At 53.1% G+C, this 22,882-nt stretch carries 22 protein-coding genes; 9 read left to right on the top strand and 13 right to left on the bottom strand.

What is annotated here, in order from left to right; translation table 11 throughout:
• The 11 genes from O0S10_RS08205 to tuf all read right to left on the bottom strand — a co-directional run.
• The coding region (locus O0S10_RS08205; protein ID WP_268925392.1) for a nitrilase-related carbon-nitrogen hydrolase at positions 1-706 on the bottom strand (706 nt) is incomplete at its 3' end.
• Positions 707-754: 48 nt separating this feature from the next.
• Positions 755-1,699, bottom strand: a complete 945-nt coding sequence (locus tag O0S10_RS08200; protein WP_268925391.1) for a DUF475 domain-containing protein — start codon at positions 1,697-1,699, stop codon at positions 755-757.
• Positions 1,700-1,785: 86 nt separating this feature from the next.
• On the bottom strand, positions 1,786-2,037 hold the full coding sequence (locus O0S10_RS08195) for a DUF5654 family protein (RefSeq protein WP_268925390.1): 252 nt from the start codon (positions 2,035-2,037) through the stop codon (positions 1,786-1,788).
• Positions 2,038-2,074: 37 nt separating this feature from the next.
• Complete coding sequence (locus O0S10_RS08190) at positions 2,075-2,836, bottom strand: amino acid ABC transporter permease (RefSeq protein WP_268925389.1); 762 nt, start codon at positions 2,834-2,836, stop codon at positions 2,075-2,077.
• 2 nt (positions 2,837-2,838) lie between these two features.
• Positions 2,839-3,579, bottom strand: a complete 741-nt coding sequence (locus O0S10_RS08185) for an amino acid ABC transporter ATP-binding protein (protein ID WP_268925388.1) — start codon at positions 3,577-3,579, stop codon at positions 2,839-2,841.
• Positions 3,576-4,262 (bottom strand): amino acid ABC transporter permease, encoded by a 687-nt coding sequence (locus O0S10_RS08180; protein WP_268925387.1) that lies wholly within the window; start codon positions 4,260-4,262, stop codon positions 3,576-3,578. Before O0S10_RS08180 ends, O0S10_RS08185 begins: the two co-directional genes overlap by 4 nt.
• Positions 4,263-4,332: 70 nt before the next feature.
• On the bottom strand, positions 4,333-9,072 hold the full coding sequence (locus O0S10_RS08175) for a DUF3320 domain-containing protein (protein WP_268925386.1): 4,740 nt from the start codon (positions 9,070-9,072) through the stop codon (positions 4,333-4,335).
• 136 nt (positions 9,073-9,208) lie between these two features.
• Positions 9,209-10,840, bottom strand: coding sequence for a DUF6765 family protein (locus O0S10_RS08170; protein ID WP_268925385.1), 1,632 nt, complete (start codon positions 10,838-10,840; stop codon positions 9,209-9,211).
• Between the two features lie 164 nt (positions 10,841-11,004).
• Positions 11,005-12,576 (bottom strand): flippase activity-associated protein Agl23, encoded by a 1,572-nt coding sequence (locus tag O0S10_RS08165; RefSeq protein WP_425438312.1) that lies wholly within the window; start codon positions 12,574-12,576, stop codon positions 11,005-11,007.
• Positions 12,577-12,694: 118 nt separating this feature from the next.
• Entirely contained in the window at positions 12,695-13,003 is a 309-nt protein-coding gene (gene rpsJ / locus O0S10_RS08160) for a 30S ribosomal protein S10 (protein ID WP_268922324.1), read from the bottom strand.
• Positions 13,004-13,038: 35 nt separating this feature from the next.
• Positions 13,039-14,316 (bottom strand): translation elongation factor EF-1 subunit alpha, encoded by a 1,278-nt coding sequence (gene tuf / locus O0S10_RS08155; RefSeq protein WP_268925383.1) that lies wholly within the window; start codon positions 14,314-14,316, stop codon positions 13,039-13,041.
• Between the two features lie 186 nt (positions 14,317-14,502).
• On the opposite strand from tuf, the gene O0S10_RS08150 reads away from it, so the two are divergent.
• Positions 14,503-14,811 carry a hypothetical protein gene (locus tag O0S10_RS08150; protein ID WP_268925382.1) on the top strand — a complete coding sequence of 103 codons (309 nt, stop codon included), beginning with the start codon at positions 14,503-14,505 and terminating at the stop codon, positions 14,809-14,811.
• Here O0S10_RS08150 and cobS read toward each other — a convergent pair whose 3' ends face one another.
• A complete protein-coding gene (gene cobS / locus O0S10_RS08145; RefSeq protein WP_268925381.1) occupies positions 14,812-15,546 on the bottom strand; it encodes an adenosylcobinamide-GDP ribazoletransferase in 735 nt (244 codons plus the stop codon).
• A gap of 38 nt (positions 15,547-15,584) precedes the next feature.
• Here cobS and cobT point away from each other — a divergent pair, with 38 nt between their 5' ends.
• The 8 genes from cobT (at position 15,585) to O0S10_RS08105 (ending at position 22,050) form a co-directional block, all read left to right on the top strand.
• Positions 15,585-16,595 (top strand): nicotinate mononucleotide-dependent phosphoribosyltransferase CobT, encoded by a 1,011-nt coding sequence (gene cobT / locus O0S10_RS08140; RefSeq protein ID WP_268925380.1) that lies wholly within the window; start codon positions 15,585-15,587, stop codon positions 16,593-16,595.
• Positions 16,596-16,600: 5 nt separating this feature from the next.
• Positions 16,601-17,149, top strand: coding sequence for a YkgJ family cysteine cluster protein (locus O0S10_RS08135; protein WP_268925379.1), 549 nt, complete (start codon positions 16,601-16,603; stop codon positions 17,147-17,149).
• Positions 17,146-18,426: a TraB/GumN family protein gene (locus tag O0S10_RS08130; RefSeq protein ID WP_268925378.1), complete on the top strand. Its 1,281-nt coding sequence runs from the start codon at positions 17,146-17,148 to the stop codon at positions 18,424-18,426. Before O0S10_RS08135 ends, O0S10_RS08130 begins: the two co-directional genes overlap by 4 nt.
• Positions 18,427-18,528: 102 nt before the next feature.
• Positions 18,529-19,059 carry a nitroreductase family protein gene (locus tag O0S10_RS08125; protein ID WP_268925377.1) on the top strand — a complete coding sequence of 177 codons (531 nt, stop codon included), beginning with the start codon at positions 18,529-18,531 and terminating at the stop codon, positions 19,057-19,059.
• Between the two features lie 3 nt (positions 19,060-19,062).
• Entirely contained in the window at positions 19,063-19,428 is a 366-nt protein-coding gene (locus O0S10_RS08120) for a rhodanese-like domain-containing protein (protein WP_268925376.1), read from the top strand.
• 355 nt (positions 19,429-19,783) lie between these two features.
• A complete protein-coding gene (locus O0S10_RS08115; RefSeq protein ID WP_268925375.1) occupies positions 19,784-19,924 on the top strand; it encodes a hypothetical protein in 141 nt (46 codons plus the stop codon).
• A 51-nt stretch (positions 19,925-19,975) separates the two neighbouring features.
• Positions 19,976-21,259, top strand: coding sequence for an orotidine 5'-phosphate decarboxylase / HUMPS family protein (locus O0S10_RS08110; RefSeq protein ID WP_268925374.1), 1,284 nt, complete (start codon positions 19,976-19,978; stop codon positions 21,257-21,259).
• A complete protein-coding gene (locus O0S10_RS08105) occupies positions 21,259-22,050 on the top strand; it encodes a tetratricopeptide repeat protein (protein WP_268925373.1) in 792 nt (263 codons plus the stop codon). Before O0S10_RS08110 ends, O0S10_RS08105 begins: the two co-directional genes overlap by 1 nt.
• Positions 22,051-22,085: 35 nt before the next feature.
• Here O0S10_RS08105 and O0S10_RS08100 read toward each other — a convergent pair whose 3' ends face one another.
• Positions 22,086-22,799: a hypothetical protein gene (locus O0S10_RS08100; RefSeq protein ID WP_268925372.1), complete on the bottom strand. Its 714-nt coding sequence runs from the start codon at positions 22,797-22,799 to the stop codon at positions 22,086-22,088.
• Positions 22,800-22,882: the final 83 nt, after the last annotated feature.

The following is a 22,882-nucleotide window of genomic DNA, read 5'->3' as shown; positions in this document are numbered from 1 at the left end:
CCGCGCAACATCCCCCCTCGAACACCCCCGCATCCGCAACAATGCGTCCCTCATAATCGCACACCAGACTCCGGCCCGAATAATCAACACCACAACCGGAATCATACCCCAGACATCCGCAACCCGCAACAAACCCCCGGTTCTCCAGCGCACGGGCGCGCAGCAGAAGCTCCCAGTCCGCAACGCGCGCCGCAGGCCACGCAGCCTGCACCAGAACACACGCACATCCCGCATGCAGATACGCGCGGAACAACTCAGGAAACCGCAGATCAAAACAGATCGCGCATCCGAACTTCACACCCCCGTACGAAAAACAGACCGGCTCCGTTCCGGCAGAGTAGCGCAGGTCCTCCCCGCCCGGCGTAAACAGATGCATCTTCGCATACTCCGCAAGAACATTACCATCCGGACCTGCAACCAGCATCACATTCTGCGGAAGCATGCTCGGCACCTCACGCGCATACGACCCCGCAACCGCAACCCGGTGTTCCTTCGCAAGCGAACACCACCGCGCCTTCACCTCTGCACCGGAAAACCCGGGCAACCCGACATCAGCAGAAGAACGCCAGCCGGTCGCATACTGCTCGGAAAACAGTACCAGATCCGCACCCTCACCCACCGCATGCAAAGCAGCCTCCTCAGCCCGCGTAAACGCGATAGCAGGATCATTCCACACCTGGGCAATCTGAGCACAGTACACTCGCATATCTGACTCTTCGGGAGCAGACAAAAAAAAGATTGTGTTAGAAGGAAATTATTGGAAGGGAACCGGACAGACCGGACCCTTCCCGCGACGGATGCGAAGTGCCGAGATGTAAAGAAACACCGAAACGATCACAACCATCGCAACCGGCGCAAGCCAGGTAGGTGTATGAACACCGAAACCTTCCGCGACCATGATCAGACTCAGCGTCAGAACCGAGTACATCGCACCGTTCTTCAGATAAATGTAGCGCTTGATCGTATCGATGTACTTGATGGTCAGCTCGCGCACCACAATCGCACCAAGACCGCATCCGATAAAGATCAGCGGCACCGAAAACGTAAATGCAAACGCGCCGATAACCCCGTCAATCGAAAACGTACTGTCGATTACCAGGAGAAGCATCAGCTTTGCCGCATCGGACTTTTCACTGTGACCAAGCTCCGCCGACTTCTGATCCGCCGACAACCGGAAACCCTGCACTAGGAAGAACAGGGTCGAACCCGCGACCGCGGCAAACGCGAGAACCGGATCCGCTTCCAGCGTTGCCCAGACGAGTACCAGCAGAAGAATCGCAACAACCGCATAGAACCACGGCGCCTGCTTTGTCAGGAACCGCTCTCCCGGCATAATGCAGTCCTTCTTCTCGGCAAACAACCAGTGGCAGAATAAGAACAGCATAAAAACACCGCCAAACATCAGCAGATAGGGAGCAGTACTCTCCATCGCGGACATTGCCAGATCATCATCGGTAAACGTTACCGTGAGCGCACCAACCGGCCCGAGAGACGGATTCGCCGCCCACAAAATTATCCACGGCAGAACACCGCGAACCAGAAACACCGACAGAAGGATACCCCATACAAGGAACCACCGCCGGGCCTTTTCTTTCATAGTGGCTAAAATATCAGCATTGATGATCGCATTATCGATACTTGCGATCGACTCAAAAATGAACAACCCTATGATTACAACAATAGCGTAAAGAAGTTCCATTCAAACAACAACGCGTTGTTACGCGCTGAATATTGATATGAAAATACCCGATAATAAATGTTATTCCAAAAACAGGGAGAATAGGACTACTCCTTTTTCTCCGGCTCGATCTTTCCCTTCGCCTTGTTGGAAACAAAACCTATCCACAGGGTAAAGATAACGGCAATCACCGTCACAAAAACCGCATAGCCAAGCATTGCAGGAATACTGCTCTGATCACCAAAAACCTCCTTGAAGACAGCCTGAATGGCAGAGTTCCACGCAAGTGCGGCAACGAGACCGAACGCAGCAGTAACAAGCGCTGCAAGTTTATCAATCACATCAACACTAAATGACATGTAGTTTCTATTAGGGGACGAAGATACTTAAACCGTATTATGTCCCCTTCCCGGCACCCGTCCCGGGAATTGCGTATTTCTTCTCCAGCCGGTTGATTGAAAGCGTTGCGATGGTTACAATCACCAGATAAAACACGCCGACCGCCGCAAACGCCTCGAAGTAGGCAAAATATTTGCTTGCAATAATTTTCGCAGCACCCGTCAGCTCAATTACTGTTACCACGTAGGCCAGTGACGAGTATTTGATCAGGTAAATGAACTCATTTGAGACACCGGGAAGCGCTTTTCGGAGTGCCTGCGGGATAACAATATAGCGGACTGCCTGAAGTTTCGTCATGCCGAGAGCCTGGGCTGCGGTCATCTGGCCGCCTTTCACGGACTGAAGCGCACCGCGGAGGTACTCGGAGTTATAGGCCGAATTACAGAGAATAAATCCTATCAGTGCCGACAGGAACGAACCCAGAACAATCCCAACCGACGGCAGACCAAAGTAGAGAATAAACAGCAGCAGCAAAAGCGGACATCCGCGGAAAAATATCACATACAACTGCGCTGCCCAGCGAACCGGCCGGACTCCGTACACGCGGGCAACAGCAACCAGAAGACCAAGAAGAAAACCGAACGGGGCAGTAAGTGCCACCAGCTGAAGCGTGACGATAAGACCATCCCACAGTGCAGGCAAAAGAATATCCTGCCAGAACGGAATCTCTGCGAGAATGTGTGCCCAGGTTTCACTCAGAAAATCCGTTATCCCGGACAGCGCAGTCGCATTGGTGGTAAGATTCGTCGCTGCGTCCATGACTACTCTTCGTAGGTTCCCATAAAGGCACGGGTGCGTTCAAACGACGGACTGGCAGGAATATCGGCAGGACTGCCGCGCTCAACAATCTCGCCCTTCTCCATAAACAGGATCTCACTGGCAAACGAGGTGGCAAAGTGCATCTCATGCGTTACGATCAGCATCGTCATGCCGTCAGCGGCAAGTTTTCGCATGACCTCAAGCACCTCACGCTTCAGTTCCGGATCGAGAGCCGAGGTCGGTTCGTCAAACAGCATGACATCCGGGTCCATGGCAAGCGCCCGGGCAATGGACACGCGCTGTGCCTGCCCACCGGAAAGCTGGGCCGGATAATAGTCGGCACGGTCGGCCATGCCGACACGTTCCAGTTCAAACATGGCTTTCTTACGCGCCGCGGCCTTGTCCATCTTCTTGACTTTGAGAAGTGCTATCTCTACGTTGCGAACGGCGGTCAGATGATCGAACAGATTGAAGTTCTGAAAGACCATGCCCATCTTCTGACGGTATTCGTTGATCTTTGAACCGGAGTGGGTGATCTCCTCGCCGTTAAGATACACATGACCGTCATCCGGAACGGTCAGCTGGTTGATACAGCGCAGAAGCGTACTCTTTCCTGTTCCGGACGGGCCGATGAACGCCTTGGTCTCGCCTTTATAGACATCAAACGATACCGACCTGAGAACCTCCAGATCACCATAGGATTTGGAAAGGTTTTCGACCCGGAGAATAGGAGTGTCACTCATGTATCTGTCACCTCATTGTTGCCGAACCCGGGGATCCGGACTTTCTTTTCCACCCGCTGGATAAGCATCATACCGCCGTAGTTGAGGAGGATGAAGATGACCGCACAGGTAAGGTACAACACCATCGGCTCACCGGTTTTGCTGATGACCTGAGCGGTTCTGGTAAGAAGTTCTGCAACGCCTATCACATAGGCAACAGCAGAGTCCGTCAGGAGAACCGGATACTCGTTCGCCCAGCCGGGCAGGGAAAGCCGGAGAGCCTGGGGAAGAATCACAGTTCTGATACTCTGCCATCTGGTCATGCCAAGAGAACGTGCAGCAAGCATCTGACCATCAGCAATGGATTCAATGGCGCCACGGAATATCTGGGACTGGTATGCGGCACTTCTGAGACCGAGCACAACAACCGCAACCGCAAATGCCGGCACATCAAAACCGGTCATCGGAAAGAGCGCGAAGTAGAACAGAAACAGAAGAACGATATTCGGCAGGCCGCGGAAGAACCAGACGTAAATATCTACCAGACGTTTGACAAAACGCGGGCCGTACACCTGTCCGAGTGTAAGGGCAATGCCGCAGAGAAACCCGATCAGGAGCGATATTGCTACCAGTGCAAGGGTTACGCCCATTCCTTCCAGAAGGTAGGGTGCGGATGTGATTACTGCGGATACTGCCTCAGACATAGGACTGCCCCGAAAGAAGTAGTATATACTTGTGACGTGGTATCAGAAAAAAGTGTAGGGATGAACCCGTTCAGGCAGCTTTGCAGAGTTTGCCATCCAGAAGAATACGACCGTCGGCAATCGCGGCATCAATGCCGGAGGCAACCCGGTCTTTGACCGCAGCAGTTGCTTTGAACCCGAGGACAATGGCTGTCTGGCGGATCAGATCGTCACGCGGGGTAGAGAACTGTTTTTCCAGGACGGAAACGGCCGCGGCGGCAATCTCGGCAAGAGATACGTCCGCGGGAGACCACTTGGCAGGCCGCTCCCGCGGTGAGATGACACACTCGGGAACGGTAAGGAAACCTTCCGGATCTGCGGCAAGTCGTCCTTCGGCAACTTCCGCGGCGGCTACCGAAGCAATACGGTCGCGGACGGCTGCAGTCATGCGGGGTACGCGGCCAAGTTCTTTGACCCGGGCCGTGAGAACGGCGGCAGAAACCGGCCCTTCGACGGAGACAATCTGCACGATCGCCGTACCGAGGACAGAATCAGGGACAGAGGCAAACTGATGATAGCTGCCAAGGGAGCATTCCTCACAACAGATGTAGGGAACAAGCCGGAGACTGACAGCGGTGGAGGTCGTCGGGGCGACCACGACAGCAGGCTCTTCCACAGGTTTTTCCACTGGCGGTTTCTTTGCGGAAGTTTTTGCTGCAGGTTTTACTTTTGCAGCAGACTTTTTCTTCGTGATTTTCTTTGCGGCCTCAACCGCATCAAGCAGCATCTTGGTGCAGGATGCCGGATGCTGGTACCACTCGGTTGCCCAGATACGGATGAGGTTCCACCCAAGCCCTTCAAGAACCTGTGTCCGAAGCCGGTCACGGTCGCGGGCAACCTCGGACGACCAGTAGTACGGGCCGTCGCAGAGAATTCCGGCAAGGTACACTCCCGGTTCTCTGGGGTTTTCCACGGCAATGTCGATCCGGAACCCGGCACATCCGACATTTTTCGCAACACTATAGCCGTTGTCCTCCAGCAGCCGCGCGATGGTGTCGCCGAACAGTCCGGCCACGTCGTCGGGGGCATCACCGCTTGCATCAAGAGGAGAACTGCGGTCCGCAGCATAGGTCAGGAAGGTGGCAAGTGCAGAGATGCCGGAGGAAGAACCGGGTTCAACGGCCAGATCGGATCCCCGGAAGTTGGCAAAGACCACACAGCGTTCACGGGCGCGGGTAATTAAAACGTTCAGCCGCCGCTCACCGCCGTCCTGATTGAGAGGACCAAAATTCTTACTCAGCTTGTGGTTCTCATCAAACCCGTAACCGATACTGATGAGCATCGTATCGCGCTCATCTCCCTGTACGGTTTCCAGATTCTTGACAAAGAAGTTCTCCCCGTTCTCCGGCCGCATCAGGGACTCAACGTCCGGGTTGTCGCGCAGCAGAAGTTCAACCTCATGGCGGATGGCTTCCTGCTGGCGGGTGGAGAAGGTGGCAACCCCGAGTGTTTTGTCCGGGAACCTGCGGTAGTACTCAATGACCGCCGCGGCCACAGCCTGCGCCTCGCCGCGGTTGATACCCGCCTTGCCGCGTTCGTACACGGTGTCCGGCAGATGGACAAAAGAAAGGCCGAGGTCAGGCGTCTCGTGCATTGGCGAGGGGAAGACCATGAGGTTGCCGTCGTAGAACTCCTGATTGGACACAGCGATCAGGGACTCGTGCCGTGAGCGGTAGTGCCAGCGCAGACGTTTTGTTTCGTACGACTGTTTGCAGACATTGAGAAGGCTTTCCATGTCGGTGATGCTTGCAACCGACTCACCTTCATCCTCGTCATCGGCGGATGCGATCTGATCGAAGAAGGTGGTTGGCGGAAGCTGGCGGGAGTCGCCCATGACAACAAGCTGGTGTCCGCGCATGAGTGCGCCAAGTGCATCCTCCGGTCTGACCTGACTTGCCTCGTCAAAGATGATGACATCAAACTGCACGGAACGGGGATCGAGATACTGGGCAACAGACAACGGACTCATCATGAAACAGGGTTTGATCTGCTGAATCAGCCAGCCCGCTTTGCTCATGAGCATGCGAATGGACATGTGACCGCGCTTTCTGTTGAACTCACCGGTGAGAACTCCCATCTCGGAGTCACGGGAGGCCCCTGAGTACAGTTCCGGAATTTTTTCTTCGAGAATTTTTGCGATACGTTTACAGTTCTCTGCAATGGCGCCGCGATCACAGGAGGCGAAGGCTGCAATTTTTTGTTCGTGCGGAATCTGGGAGAAACGCGCAAGGAGCGGGCGCTCGGCAATGGCTTCACGAAGCAGGGAGTCGGCATAGCCGGTAAGGAAACTCGGGACAAGTTCGCCGGGACCGAGTTTGTCGGAGAAGAGGAGTTCCAGAAGCGGGGCCGCGACTGTTTTCCCAAGAACATCGGTGTAGGTCAGAAGTTTGCTCCAGAGAACAACACCGTCAATGTCCGAGGACCAGAGGTCGCAGCGTTTGCGCTGCTCGGCAAACGTCGGGTCTTCCATCTCGGAGATGCCGATGCGGGCGAAGAGTTTCGCGCGGGCTTCACTGTGGACGATACCCGCCGCTTCCACTTCGGCGAAGAGCGGAACGACCGCGGTCGTGGTGATGGAACCGGCACCGAGAAGTTCCAGTGTGTGAGAGGTTGCAAGCCCTTCCTTTATCATGAGCCGGATGGCAGATATCCACTCGGCATACCTTGCGAGTGCGGCAGGGTCGGTCTCCTCGCCGTTCCAGACCGGCGCAAACGCGGAGGCATAGAGCATCTCGTCCTGCATCCATGCATCGCGTTCAGTGAGATAGTCGCGGGCATCAAGCAGGTCGGTAAGAATCTGTGCGTCCGGCGGGACGGCGCCACGATAGTAGGAGGAGATTTCCGCCCTGATTTCTTTGTAAGCAGAGGAGAATATTTTTGCAATTGTGCCTTTTCCGGCGACCTCGCGGAACGCGGAGTAGAGCCGGTTCGGGTTGCGTGAAAATATTTCCGGAGTAAAGGATGCAAGAATGCGGGCGCGGTGATCGGCAAGTTTCTGCATGCCGGAGATCAGTCTGGTGACCTCGGACTGTTTGTCCCAGAGAGGATTTGTGAGCGCTCCGGCATCTGCAGCGAAGTCATTTGTCAGGAGACGGCAGGACTCCACCATGCGGGAGACACCGGTCTCCTCACGGGGAACAGGAACGCCGGTAAGATCAGAGAGCCGCCGCATGGCCGAGAGAAGTTTTTCGATTGCTATGCGGTAGCTCTCAACCAGTTCGAGAATCTCATCGCGATCCTGTGGGAGAACGAGACCCGGAACACAGCCTGCCCAGGGGTGCTGGCTGAGCGGTCTGCCGGTCGGCATGAGCGAGGGCAGCAGGGCTTCGATGTCATGGAGGGCTGCAATTGCGTCTTTGTACTGGTCCGGCGTTATTTCTTTTGCCGAAGGAATAACGACCCGCGGGATTCTGCGTCCCGGTCCTTCGGGGCTGTCCTCAAACTCGTAACGGTACTGTTCGCGAATGCCGAAAAGATCATACGGAGTGAAGGCACAGGCCCCAATAGGGGCGGCAAGCTCACGGCAGTAACCGTCAAGCTCTCCACGGAGAGAGTCGATCTGCAGATGGATACTGTCCGGGGATGCAGAGCTGCTGCCCGGATGCTGGATGCTTCGCTCAAGTTCACGGATGACCTCTCCCTTCTTTGCCTTCTGACTGTGGAGTTCAAGACAGAACCGGGAAAGACCCGCGGTGTCCAGACGCCGCTTGACCACTTCAAGTGCGGCCATCTTTTCCGAGACGAAAAGAACGGTTTTGCCGCTGACCAGCATCTCTGCAATCATGTTGGCGATGGTCTGGGATTTGCCGGTACCGGGCGGACCTTCGACGACGAGGTTTTTCCCGGACTTTGCCTCTTCGATAACGGCAACCTGCGAGGAGTCGGCGTCCATGATGTTGTAGGATCTTTCGGACGGAAGCCGGACATCGATCTCATTTTCCGGGAATGTATCGCCTGCCCCCGCAGCAGATGTTGTTCCCGGATGAAAGAGTTCGGCGATAAGGGGGTGCGTTTCAGGCGAGAAGTTTTCGTCCCAGGATTCGGGATCGAGATCCTTGAACATCACAAACTTGCGGAAACTGAAGAGATCAAGAGCGATGTCCGGACAGTACTCCCATCCCTTCCCGCGGACGGCGGCATCGACGGATGCGGCGTACTCAGTGAGGCCGTCGGCGGTCTCGGGCATAACGAACTCAGGGATCGTAATCCCCTGTTCAGCAAGTTTCGCTGACAGGGACAGGGAAGTCATAGGGTCATCGCCGGTCCATTTGAGGACATAATTGTCCTTGACCTTCTGACGGATGAGTTCGACCGGAATTAAAAGGAGGGGGGCTTTGTAGAGTTTTTCGGGATGTTCGGCTTCCGACCAGCTGACAAATCCGAGAGCCAGATAAAGGACAGGATAGCCCTGTTCTTCAAAGACGGTACGGGATTTGTTGGAGAGCGAGTACAGCCGCTGGCGAAGACTGATATCATCGTAGGGTGTTTTCAGGATGAGATCCTGCTGTTTTGCAGTAGGTTTTGCGAAGGCAGGATATTTCCAAAGGTGTCTCTCTTCCAGAGGGGCATCGGCTTTCTTGCCTGCCGGATAAAACTTCAGTCCCTTTTCGCCGATGACCAGACTGTGATACACGGCGGCGGGAAGTTCCCCGTTGATCTCAATACTGCGGGTATTGGATGGTTTATAGTTGAGGAGATTGTTGCGCAGCGTGAGATCGAGAAGACGCGAACGTAAGGTGTTGAGTTCAGAGGTTGTATCGCCCGTTTTCATACAAGTAGATCCCCGGTATCTGTACGCTATTATTAGTGTGACGGAGGTAACTAAGTTTTGGCTGAACTCTAAGGGAAATAAACAAAAAAAAAGAATAGTACAGTGTTTGTTCAACGAGAGCGGGATAGGAAAACACTCAACTTCCAGACGCTCCCTCGAATGCGAGATCATTGAGGTAGACAACTGTATTTCCTTTTTTTGGTGTTGAATTAAGATATCTGCGGACATACTGGCCGGAGATAGTAAATATTTTCATATTCGATCCCGCAAGATACGATAACGATTTGAGAACCGGACCGGACCGGGGGTTGCCGCAAAGGAATGTTCTGCCGGTTGATGTGGTAAACCGAAGATATGAGACGCTCTTTGCAGGAGTCGGATATGCACCGGTGTAGGAAACAATCGCGCCGTCTATCGCGGAAATATATTCTCCGGGATTCAGATTAAATTCCTGCACTTCTCCTCCCCAGGCATTTCCGTGCCAATCCGATTGATACTCATCATCATACACAACCTGCACGGCATCAACGATGCTCCCGGTTCGCACACGTATTTTGCTCACACGGGATTTCCGGCAGAATACTGCATAATCACCAAATGCCCCGACTTCTTCACTGCCCTTTTCCATCTCGTACAATGGTAAACCCTTCTCCGTCAGATAATGGTCAACAAATTCATAATGGCGGTTTGCCGATATAGCGAAGTAGTAGTATGGGGTACTGCCGCTTTTACCGGAACGAATGAACTCATCTTTCCATGCATTTTTTTGGAAGTCTTTCGGAACTTCAGTAGTACCAAGATGGGATTTAATAAGTGCAATCCATTGTTGTGACTGATCTAGGGTACGCGACTGAAACACCCGGCGGAGTTCCTCGGTAAGAGCTGAATCATATACGCCTGCTTGGAATTTGTTGGTATCCTCCCTGATGCATTTCAGGGCATAGACCATCTGCTGAAAAGCATGCAGAAATACCTCCGGATTATCTTTTTCCAGAATTTTTTCTGATGCAGAAGCACTGCTTCTCCATTGGGGGGAGTACCGGTAACGCATGAATCCGTAATCCGGAAGATGTCCCATTCTTCCGTGGCCGTGATATGCGATTGCACTATAACGGGGCATAGTTGGAGTACAGGAGTACAAACGTTTTTCCACATTATCATCAGCCGTATATATGAATGTAAGAGGATGCCATCCATCTCCATCATACTCCTCAACCTTCCCCTCGACATCATTCACATACCATGCCGGTCTCCCGGCAAAATACATATGAGCCCAGGTATCTGCCATAACATGCATGCGCAGACCTATCATCTGCAAAGCATATCCGGCATCCCGATGATTCAGCTGAATATCCTGAATCATTCTGACAACAAGTTCGCTATTTGGAAGACACATAAACTTGAAGTTCTGCTCTTCAAATGCATCATACGACCAGGAATCAACAAATCCAGTGGAAGATTTTTTCCCCTGATAGGGCATTGAGACGGAGATATTTCCCGGAAGGAAATGAAAGCACATCCATGTTCTGCGGATGTAACTCAACTGTTCGCGAGTCCAGGGACGCGGGTCTTTGCCATATTTCATTGATTCTTCCAGTGTCTCAACTGTTGGTACCTGCATCAGGCCGGAAGATTCAGGAACAATCATGTCTTTACTGGATTCATCCACATACTGTGCCGCATACGCGATCGTTTCGGCATCCTGTTTTGTATACCCTGCGAGTCTTGCCGCAAGATATGTCCCGTAATAATGGAAATCAATATTCATCTGAACCGCAGGTGGTCATCATAAATGTACGTATGATGACCAATGCCCTCCATGATCAACAGTAACGAGTTACTGGCAGATATAGTTTTGCATGATGTAAACGAAATAGACTCAGATTACTATGATTAATCCAGATAATGTACAAAAATAAAGTGTTGGAGAGATCAGGCTGAGGAATTTTTCGTAAACACATCAGTATTGATGCTGCCGATCTTTCCGTCCCGCGTCACATAATACCAGAACCAGCCGGGATCGTTTCCGGTTGCAGCACCATCAATCCAGTAGCTTAACCGGATCGTCTTCTTCTCATATCCCGGGAGACTCTCATAACTATCATCATCGTGCGTCATGATGATATCAAAGTCTCCCGCAAGAACACTATCCTGGGATATCTTTCTGCCGTAGTAACTTATCTTATCCCAGCCGTCGCCGCGATAGTACCACGTAAACGGCCATCCCTGATCAGACGAGATCGCAACTTTTTCGGAAGCATCAATCGCCGCCATCAGTTCCACAAGATCTTCGGAGTTCTGCACCTGCACGATCGGTTCCGCAATGTCTGCGGGAGTATATGCTACATGGAACGTGACCACCAGCAGGAACGCACATGCAAGAACCATCAGCGGTTTTGTGTACTTTCCTGCAAACGACAACGCGTACGCCGCAACGAAGATCATCGGTACCAGCTGGTGCAGCGAGAGCCACGGAACCTTCTCGCCGATGTACGCATACGTAAGACAGGCCATGATTGTCCAGTAGATCGCAAACCGGATAAACTCCTCCTGACGATTCAGGGCAACCGGTGGTTCCGGACGACGGAACAGATCTCGAATCGGGTTCTTCTTTTCCGGCACAGGCACCGGAGGTGCCGGTCCGGAGACAGTCTCCCCGTCGCTCTCAAAGAACTCCGCATCCGAAATTTCCGGAAGAATCTCTTCTGTCGTCACCTGCTTTTTTCCGCACGGACGACGCAGATACAGTATCACGCCCGCGATCGCGAAGAGAAGAACCGGCAGCTCATACAGCACGAACAGGAGCAGATAGTAGTACGGCGGACCACCAATACGCTGCTGATTGTGCATATTCAGCCAGTGTTCAATCGCTGACGGTCCGGCAGTGAAAATAACCTCCGGGTGTGCGCCAAATGATGAATAGAACAGAAATATGACTCCGAAAAATACTGCAACTGCGAGAATCACATCCCGCAGCCAGCGCTCGGGAAGTGTGATCTTTCTGCTCCACACAAGATACAGGAAGAACAGGCCGAACGTCACTAAAATAATCGGCATATTCTCTTTGGAACACATGCCAAGTGCCGCAGCAATACCTGCAAGAAGCAGATAATACCACTTTCCTTTCTGAATCCACGCAAGGAACGCCACCACAATCAGCAGTGAGAAGAACACCACAAAGACATCATTGCGCAGGAACCGCGAGAAGTAAATCATCTCCGGGGCGATTGCGACAAAAATTCCCGCGATGATCGCAGTTTTTCCGGAAAGGTATCCCATCCGGTACAGACAGTACACCAGCGGAATGAGCGCAGTCCCGAATATGCACGGGAGAATACGGCCTACCAGATCCGAATCACCGAACAGCGCAAACATTCCTGCGGTAACATAATACAGAAACGGGCCGTGATACACAGGATCATAGATATAGGTCCCCTGCGTCAGCAGTTGATAGGAAAACCATGCATGAATCGCTTCGTCATGATGAAACAGTTTGAGATCCAAAAACGCAAATCTCAGAATAAGAGCAACAATCAGAATAGCGAAAAACACGTGCTCAACACGAACACGACTTTGAATGTGTGACAAAAAGGTTGGGGCGGGCATAAGCCCTCACCTCGGATTAGTTCTCCAGAACAATCTCGATGCTGATATCCTTTGGAACCTGGATACGCATCAGCTGTCTGAGCGCACGCTCATCGGCATCAAGGTCGATGAGGCGTTTGTGAACGCGCATCTGCCAGCGATCCCACGTTGCGGTACCTTCTCCATCCGGACTCTTCCGGATCGGAACGATAAGACGCTTGGTCGGCAACGGGATGGGTCCTGCCAGATTTACACCGGTACGCTCTGCAATCTCTCGGATACGGGTGCAAACCGTTTCCACTTTTTCATAATCCGTCCCAGTAAGGCGTATTCTGGCTTTCTGCATTGTCAATCACCACAAAAAATTCGTGATAGATGAGATTATCTCATCTGCTTTGCTTTGACGTTCAGAACAAGACCTGCTGCAACGGTCATACCCATATCACGGACTGCGAAACGTCCGAGCTGCGGGAGTTCCTTTGCCTTCTCGATAACGAGCGGGCGGGTCGGCTGGATGGTGCAGATTGCTGCATCGCCGGCCTTGAGGAATGCCGGGTTCTCTTCCTTAACCTGTCCGGAACGCGGGTCAAGCTTCTTGTCAAGGGAGATAAACATACAGGCAGTCTGGGAAGTGTGGCAGTGGAACACCGGAGTGTATCCGACGGAAAGAACGGACGGGTGCTGCAGGACAACGATCTGTGCCTGGAACTCCTCTGCAACGGTCGGCGGGTTCTCAACCGGACCACAGACATCGCCGCGGCGGACGTCGTTCTTTGCGATACCACGGACGTTGAAACCAACGTTGTCACCCGGCAGTGCCTGCGGGATTTCCTCGTGGTGCATCTCAATGGATTTAACCTCACCCTCAACGTTTGCCGGCATGAAGGAGACTTTCATTCCTTTCTTCATGACACCGGTTTCGACACGTCCTACCGGAACAGTTCCAATACCGGAGATGGTGTACACATCCTGAATCGGAAGTCTGAGTGGCTTGTCGGTCGGCATATCAGGCTGCTTGAAGTCGTCAAGTGCTGCAAGAAGGGTCGGGCCCTTGTACCACGGGGTATTTGCGGATGATGACTTGATGTTGTCACCGACAAATGCGCTGATTGGGATGAACGGAGTCTCGGCCGGCTTGAATCCAACGGATGCAATGAGCTTGGACATCTTTTCCTTTGCTTCGTTGTACTTCTCCTCGGAGTAGTTAACAGCGTCCATCTTGTTGACTGCAACGATGATCTGGTTGATACCAAGAGTCTTGGACAGGAAAACGTGTTCCTTGGTCTGCTCCATCGGGCCTTCAGTTCCGGACACGACGATGATTGCCGCATCAGCCTGGGATGCACCGGTGATCATGTTCTTGACGAAGTCACGGTGACCTGGGCAGTCCACAACGGTAAAAGAGTACTTCGGAGTCTCGAATTTCTTGTGGGCGATATCGATGGTGATACCTCTCTCACGCTCTTCCTTGAGGGAGTCCATTACCCAGGCGAACTCGAAGGTTCCCTTACCCTTGGATTCTGCTTCTTTCTTGTATGCGTCAAGAATGTGCTGCTGTACGACACCGGTCTCAAAAAGAATGCGACCGACAGTGGTGGACTTCCCGTGGTCAATGTGACCGATAACGGCAAGGTTCATGTGGGGCTTTTCTGCTGCCATAGTAATTTATCTCCACTTTGACTCATTGATAGGTATCGTGCGGGGCACGTTACCTGTCTCAATACGAGTATAACAGATTCGATGTGGAACCATATAAAATAATCTGTGGACCGGGACAAAAGGTCCCGCAGACCGGGAAACAAGATATCGATAGACTAATACGGATTTGAAGTAGTATTTTGAGTTATGAAGACGTTGCCGCTTACGAGGAAACCAAATGGAAAAGCAACCGTTATGTGTCAGGACAAGGAAGTATCTGTTCACAGCAGCTGTGTTTTCTGCGCGCACTGTGCAGGCATCCGGGTAAACCGCCGCGTAACACCAAATCCGTACGCGCAGGCGCTCCGCGGATCTAAAGGCGGCCTACCAATGGATCAGCAGCTCATGGAGGGTATGATGCTCTTTAATACCGTCATTGAGGATGCAAACGCAACCGATATCGAGTGTGACGATGATGCCGGGTGCGGGTTTACAACGCTGTCGCGCAGACGATAATCACGTCAGCAGAAGAGCAAACATAACTGCCACGGCAGCACGGGTAATTTCATTTCCCGCGCCGGTAACATCACCGTTGACACCACCGAAACATCTGCGCGCGAGATGCCACAGGACACCAAATACCAGAAATGCCGCAGCAAGTCCTGCGGTCACAACTATTTTTTCCGGCAGGAAAAAAAGCGGAAGAGCAAGAAATACCGTGTATGCGGCAAACCGCCGCTTCGAATGTTCGTAAATATAACTCTGAATTCCTTCGTGGAACGGTTTTCCCAGAGCCGAGAAGAGACCCATCACCATTTTACCGAAGACTTCGCCGCACAGCACCGCCGCTGCAATCCACAGTGGCGGCAGTGAAGCGAAACCTGCGAAGGTTATCAGAACAATCATCATACCCAGAGCAAGTGCACCCGCCCCGGTCGTCTGATCGGTCATTGCCGCAATCCGTTTCCCGCGACTGCCGTGCGCCATGAGTCCGTCGCCGAGATCCAGCAGACCGTCAAAATGGTTCGCGCCCGTGATGAAAATCACAAGGGCGAGCGTGAGAGCGGCTATCACGAGCGAGTTGGTGTACCCGAAGTACCAGGCAGCAAGGCCCGGAAGTGCGGCAACCCCGCCGGTGACGTATCCGGCAAGGGGATAGAGCCAGCTGCGCTGAGCGAACCTACCAAAGTCCGCAGGTTCACCTAAAGGGAGGATGGTGGTAAACTGCAACAGGGCGCGGACCGACTTCATATCTATTATTCCTTGTCAGTCCAAATAGATATAGAACCATGTCTTTTGTGTCAGCACGAGCAGACTTTGAACCTGAAGCCCCAATGTTTGCCCTTATCCTTGCAAACAGTCTTGTATCCACGATTCCCGGAGTATCCGGAGCCGGAGAAAGTCCGGAAAAGAGTCTGCTGGTCCCGCCGCTGGACGCAGAACTGATCATCAACGGAGAACTGTCCCTTGAGGGAATCACACCGAACACACCAACCGGCTGCCCGACACCGGCTGTCCTTACGCTTGCGATGATGGACCTCATCGGCATGCACCCCCTGATGATTGCAGCAGGAATTGAGTCGGAGATCACCGTTCCGTACATGAATCTTGGCGGGAAAACCGGTGGAGATCCCCGAAACGGGAACGCCGTTCCCGAGGCACGGAAACTCTATGAACGAGGGGTAAAGGTCGGTGAGTATCTCTCCCAGACCAGTGACATGCTGATCCTTGGGGAGTGTCTGCCGGGTGGAACAACAACAGCTCTCTGTGTCCTGCGCGCGCTCGGGTATGCGGCAAAGGTCAGCAGTTGTCTGGTAGATAATCCGGTGACGCAGAAGGAACAGATAGCAAAAGAAGCACTTGCCCGTGTTGCGGATGCCGGCACTGCCGATCCACTTGGCATTGTTGCAATGATCGGTGATCCGATGATTCCGGTCGCTGCAGGCATCGCCGAAGGTTACTCTGGTAAACTCTTCCTCGCCGGAGGAACCCAGATGCTTGCGGCCGCAGCAGTTATCCGGGCGCTCGGAAACACTGTACCGGATATTGTCACCACCTCTTACGTCTATAATGATACGACCGCCACATTCCGGGAAACCGCAGCGGCAATCGGATGTGACGCATACTACGTTGATCCAGAGTTTGACACACTCGGGCATGCAGGGCTTGCCCGGTATGCAGAAGGCGAAATCAAAGAAGGGTCAGGTGCAGGAGGCGCAATGTTTCTGGCAAGTCTTCTCGGCTACACGCCCGAACAGATCAAGACCGCAATCAGGAACCACATCGACGCCTACGAATAAACACGATGAATGACACAGACGGGATAAAGGACAAGGTACGCGAAGCAGGATTTACCTGCCTGCTCTGCGGAGCGTGCTGCAGCGGGGCCGACAATGAGGTCATGGTCTCGCCGCCGGAGATCGAAGTTCTCGCAGAGGCAACCGGTATGAGTATGGATGAGATCGTCGAGCCGTATCCTGAATGGATTCGGCAGGACGGGTTTACCTTTACCTTCGGCTGGGTGCTCCAAAGAGGTGAGGACGGTAACTGCATTTTTCTCAAAAACAACCGCTGCCGGGTATATCGCAGCCGCCCGCACATCTGCCGGACATATCCGTTTATGCTTGACGGAGAGGATCTCATCATCTCCGAATGTCCCGGTTGTGAGACCTGCGGCACAACCAACGATGCCGGGCAGATCACGGAAGACCTTCTGAGAAGGCGGGATGCCGAGAATACCGAGCTGGAAAAAACCGAAAAACAGTATCAAAAACATAGTATAATCACAGGGTCAACCATTGTGTTTGACAGCAGCGGAGCACACGAATATTCCATACCGCCAAAAAAATCATGACAGAAATACATATTGTCGGAACTGCCCACGTTTCGCAGAAAAGTATCGACGAAGTTCGTGAAGCAGTGGACACCATCAACCCCGATGTTATCGCCATTGAGCTGGATCCAGGACGGTTTGCCGCACTGAAGCAGCAGATGAAAGAGGCCGAGGATGCAGCAAACGGCATTGTCCCTCCGCCCGAGAAGCACGAGTCGCCGGAGGTAAAGGATCTGCTGAAAGGCAACTTCACGCTGATGCTGGTACAGTGGATTTTGGCCTACGTCCAGAGAAAAATCGGTATGAACGTCGGGATTGAGCCGGGCGCAGAGATGAAGGAAGCCATCCGGCTCGCCGAGGAGCGAGGCATCCGGCTTGTTCTCATCGACCGCGATATCCGGATTACACTTGCCCGGTTCTGGGGCGGGATGAAGATTCTGGAGAAGATCAAACTCATCTGGGCACTAATGCAGTCGATGTTTGCCGCAGACGATGAGGATGACGACTCCGCAGGCGGTATCGACAAAGTTTCGATCGATGAGCTGACCAACCCGGACATTATTGAGATGGCACTCGAAGAGTTCCACAAATTCTCACCAAACGGGGCAAAGGCACTCATCGATGAACGTGATGCCTACCTCGCCCATGGTGTGATCGATCTGGAGAAGAGCCCCTATGAGCGCGCAGTGGTGGTTGTCGGTGCAGGACATGTACCGGGAATCAACCGGTACCGGGAAGAGCCGTCAACACTTCCGCCGCTTGCAGAGCTTCTGGCAAAACCGAAACACTATCCCTGGGGAAAGATCATCGGCGGTCTGTTCGTCGCAATGTTTGCGGTGATCCTTATCGCGATTGCATTCTCCGGCGCAACCGATCTTCTGATCTGGGCAATTATCTACTGGGTGCTTCTGCACGCACTGTTCGCCGGTGTTGCGACGCTTCTCGTCCGCGGGCATCCATTCTCTGTGGCAGTTGCCGCAGCCCTTGCCTGGATGACTTCCCTGAATCCGTTCCTTGCAGCGGGCTGGTTTGCGGCAATCGTTGAGGCGAAGATGCGGCCGCCAACCTCAGGAGACCTGAAGGCAATCTCAAAGGCAGATTCTATCAGGGAAATGCTCTCGATTCCGCTGTTCCGTATTCTGATTGTTGCGGCAGTGGCGAACATCGGGAGTTCACTTGCGACAGTGTGTTTCTTCGTGTTCTTAACCCCGCTTCTCGGTGTGGACCTGGATATGATGACCCAGATTCTCACGACCGGTCTGTCAAACCTCTGGCAGTTTCTGACCGGCTGGATCTAATTATTTTAAGGAGTGCAGACGCAGTGGCGTCTGCACCCGTCAGAATGTGCGATGATTGTCAGTTCAGAAAGGCTCTTTACTTCTCCTGCATAAGGAGTAAATATGAATGTGAGAAATCCAGGGATAGCAAACTTCGGTATTACCGTCATCCAGTCGCGCCACAGTGTCCGTAAATTCAAGGAAGAGGAGATCCCCCAGGAGTTTATCAGAAAAGCTCTGGAGTGTGCATCCAAGGCACCGACCGGCAGAAACAAGCAGCCGTGGATCTTTGTCGTTATCAAAAACAAAGAGACCCTGAAAAAGATCGCAGAACTTGCACCCAACGGAAAGTTTATCGAAGGTGCAGCAGTAGGGATCCTCGTCTTCGGCGAGGCTGACTGGAAGTTCACCGTCGAAGACTGTTGTGCTGCCACCGAAAACCTGCTCCTTGCCCTGCACGCCTACGGGTATGGCGGATGCTGGATCGCAGGAAACCAGATGCCCTACACAGATGCGGTTCGTGAGCTGGCAAACGTACCGGAGACCTACACACTCATCTCCATCGTCGCCGCAGGAGTTCCCGACGTCGGCGGCATCACACTCGCAGAAAAGATTCCGCTGGAAAAGCTGGTCTATTCTGAGAAGTACCAGTAAAGAATGACAACCAAACCAGAAAACACAACAGTACAGCCTCCGCAAATCGTTGACGCCGCCGGTGCAAAGCAGCTGAACGATGCGGGAAGAATAACTATCGTAGACGTTCGGACAAAACCGGAGATCAATGAGTACGGATACCTTACAGGTGCCCGTTTCATTGATTTTCGCTCCCCGGACTTCTCAGAAACAATTCACGCTCTCGCAAGAAACGATACGTATCTGATCTACTGTCAGTCAGGAATCCGCGGCCTGCGAACCGGTCAGCTGATGGAGAAACTCGGATTCACCCGGGTCTATATTCTTGAGGGAGGTATAAACACCTGGCTGCGTGCGGGACTTCCCATCCTGCACGATCAGCAGCAGTAACCCTATTTTTTCTTCCTGCGGCAACTGCGGTCAGAATACCGATCATTGCCAGAATCTACGTCTACGTTGATGCACATCCCGGCTGTGCCAAACAGGAGAACGTGGACGGATTACAGATTTCACGGGGTTCGATTAAGTTATCAGCTTCAGCGGCTGGAACGGAAAGTACATCATTTACTCTTTTCCCTACCACGGAAATATCCGCTACTACACCAGCAGACAGGAACCGGGTTCGGTTGAGTACTGCATCTTCTCGCTGATCCTCCGGGAAAAACTGTTTCTCTTTTTCCAGACACATTATACGCATCCGAACGCCACCAAAAACGAACTCGCGGCACTGATGCAGGTAACTGGCATGACGATTCAGTGGTATCTTTCCTGGTTTGCCGATGACCGGATTCTTGCCGAGACGTCTGACGGGAAATCCAAAAGATATGCTCTCACAGAGGAGGCGTGCAGCGTGTATGAACGGATTGCGCGGGAGAAGGAGAAGTAAAAATCCGCCGCATCACCAACCTTATCACCTCGCTTCACCAAACTAGTTGACATGGTCAGACCGGTTTTGCAGGTCGCACTCGACCTTACGGAACTTTCCCGCGCAGAAAAAATCGCCGGGGAGGCAGTTGCCGGCGGTGCCGACTGGATAGAGATAGGAACTCCTCTGGTGAAAAGCGAGGGAATGGAAAGTGTCCGCCGGATGCGGGACCTTTTCCCCTCCCTAACGCTTGTGGCCGATCTGAAGACCTCCGATACCGGAGCAATTGAAGTGGAAATGGCAGCAAAAGCCGGGGCAAACGTTGTCTGCGTGCTTGCCGCAGCCGACGACGCCGTCATTGCCGACGCTCTGCGGGGAGCAGCACTCTACGGCGTTCAGATCATGGCCGACATGATGAGCGTCCGTGACCCTGCCGTCCGGGCAGAGGAGCTGGCTGCACTCGGCGTACAGATCATCAACGCCCATGTGGGAATCGATCAGCAGATGACCGGAAAAGATCCTCTCGCACTGCTGGACACTCTTGGAAAACTGCCGGTAAAAATTGCGGTTGCCGGAGGACTGAATGCAGAGACCGCAGCGGCTGCCGCAGCCCGCGGTGCGGATATTGTGATCGTTGGCGGAACGATCATCAAATCAGCGGATGTTACCGCGGCGACCGCAGCCGTCCGGGCAGCACTTGACAGCCCGAAGGCTGTCCCCGCAGAAAAGAAAACGCTTGACGATCAGATCCGGGAACTTCTCCAGACCGTCTCCGCACCAAACGTCACCGATGCCCTCTACCGCAAAGGGACAATGGCCGGACTTGCTGAACGCCATGTTCCGCACAAGATGATAGGTCGCGCCGTGACCGTGCAGACCTTCGGCGGTGACTGGTCCAAACCGGTACAGGCGATCGACTCCTGCATGCCGGGCGACATTCTGGTCATCAGTAACGACAAGCGCACCGACATTGCTCCGTGGGGAGAGCTCGCCACCCGCTCGGCGATGAACCGAGGGGTTGCGGGAATTGTCATTGATGGGGCGGTTCGCGACTGGGACGACATTCTGACACTGGATATCCCGGTGTTCGCAACCGCAGTACAACCGAATGCCGGAGAACCGAAAGGATTCGGCGAAATTGGGCCTGAGATATCCTGCTGCGGACAGACCGTGCGCCCCGGGGACTGGCTAATCGGCGATCAGTCAGGTGTCGTTGTCATTCCACGAGAACGGGCCTATGAGGTTGCCCGCCGCGCGGTTGAGGTCTTCAAAACCGAGACCCGGGTAAGAGAAGAGATCCGTCGCGGCGGAACGCTGGGAAGTGTTACGCAGCTGCTCAGGTGGGAGAAAAAATAATGGTAAAAAATCCACGGGTCCAAAATCCTTCGGATCCCGTGCTCTGGTGTAAGGAAGCTGCATCGCACATCGAAACAGGAGACACAAAAGGTGCCATCTACTGCTACGAAGAGTCACTGAAGATCCGGCCGGACGTGCCGGACGTGTGGTACAATCTCGGACTGTTGCTGGAAAAGATCGGTCAGCAGACCGCAGCACTTGGCTGCTACACAAAATCCTCGGAGATGTTTCCGGGCGATTACCGATTCTTTGCAGAACGTGCACGACTGCTCGCTGAAACCGGAAAATATCTTGACGCGGTGGTTGCCGCAAGCGACGCGCTTGCAATCAATCCCCACGCACCGCAGATCCATGCAAACAAGGCGGGTTATCTCATTCGCGCCGGAGATGCGGCGGGAGCGGTTGCCGCAGCAGATGCGGCTCTTGCCATTGATCCGGCAAACCCGGCAGCCTTTGCAAACAAAGCAAATGCTCTTGTGGCTCTGGGAAGATTGGATGAGGCGGAAGCAGTTCTCCGCAGTGGAAAAGAGGCAGTACCAACGGATGAACGCATCGCAAAAATGCTCGCAAATCTTCTCGTGCGAATCGGACAATGGGACGAAGCACTCGCAGTTGCGGAAGAAGTCCTGCTGATCACCCCCGAAGACGACGAGGTCTGGAGCATCAAAGGTGCGGCCTGTGCATATCTGGGAAGAAAGGATGAGGCAGTCGCCGCATTCGGGACGGCGATGAAGATTAACCCGAAGGAAAAATCCTACAAACACAACCGCGACGCGATCAAAAAGTCATAAATTATTTTTTTTACAAAATTTTCAAAAAAAAGTTGTTAGGCGTTTGTCCGGTACGCCTGAACAACTTTCATCTCGATAGTATCGTATCCGTACTGAAGAACCATTTCATCAGCGGTCTTGTTGGTAACAAGAGCAGGGCGGATTGCCATCGTTGTGGTATTGCTGGTCTCGTTTACAACCGGGAAGTTCATGAGTCCCATCGTACCGACAGTCCAGTTGGCGTAATCGATGCCCATCTCTTCTGCCTGATCTTTGGTGTAGGTCGTCTGGAAGAAGGAACCTGTGGACTCTACCGTTCTTGACTCGCCCACCGCAAGGCCGACGACGCCGGTGGCAATCTGGTTGTACTCCTGATTCAGCATCCGGAACGGATACTCATACGATGAGTTGATCAGTAACGGGGTTCCGTTTACAACATCCATCTGCTGGCCTGCAACAAGACCAAGAGTCTGCGTCCATGTCGGGAGACGGTCCGCCGGAGAGTTGTTGAAGACATCAAGGGAGGAGGTTACCATGGGGACGTCGCCGATGTACATCGTGTAGTCAACGTATGCAAGATCACCGGCAACAAGGGTGCCGGATGTCGTGGTTCCACCGTTCTGGTTGAAAATATTGCCAAGATTACTGAACGAGATGATACACATTACGACAAGAAGAACACAAAAGGCGACTACGCCCACCTGCGTCCAATTAATATTTTTTTTCTGACGGGGTTTATCACCCGCGTTACTCTTCGACTGTACTGCCATTTCTCTATAGTATGGGAAGGGATGCCTCATAAAGTAGTTGCTGTCCTGAGAATGCAGATTAAAGAATATTTATATACAATTGT

Source organism: Methanocorpusculum petauri (genome assembly GCF_026891975.1).
GTDB lineage: Archaea > Halobacteriota > Methanomicrobia > Methanomicrobiales > Methanocorpusculaceae > Methanocorpusculum > Methanocorpusculum petauri.
This window is presented reverse-complemented; position numbering and strand designations above follow the sequence as displayed.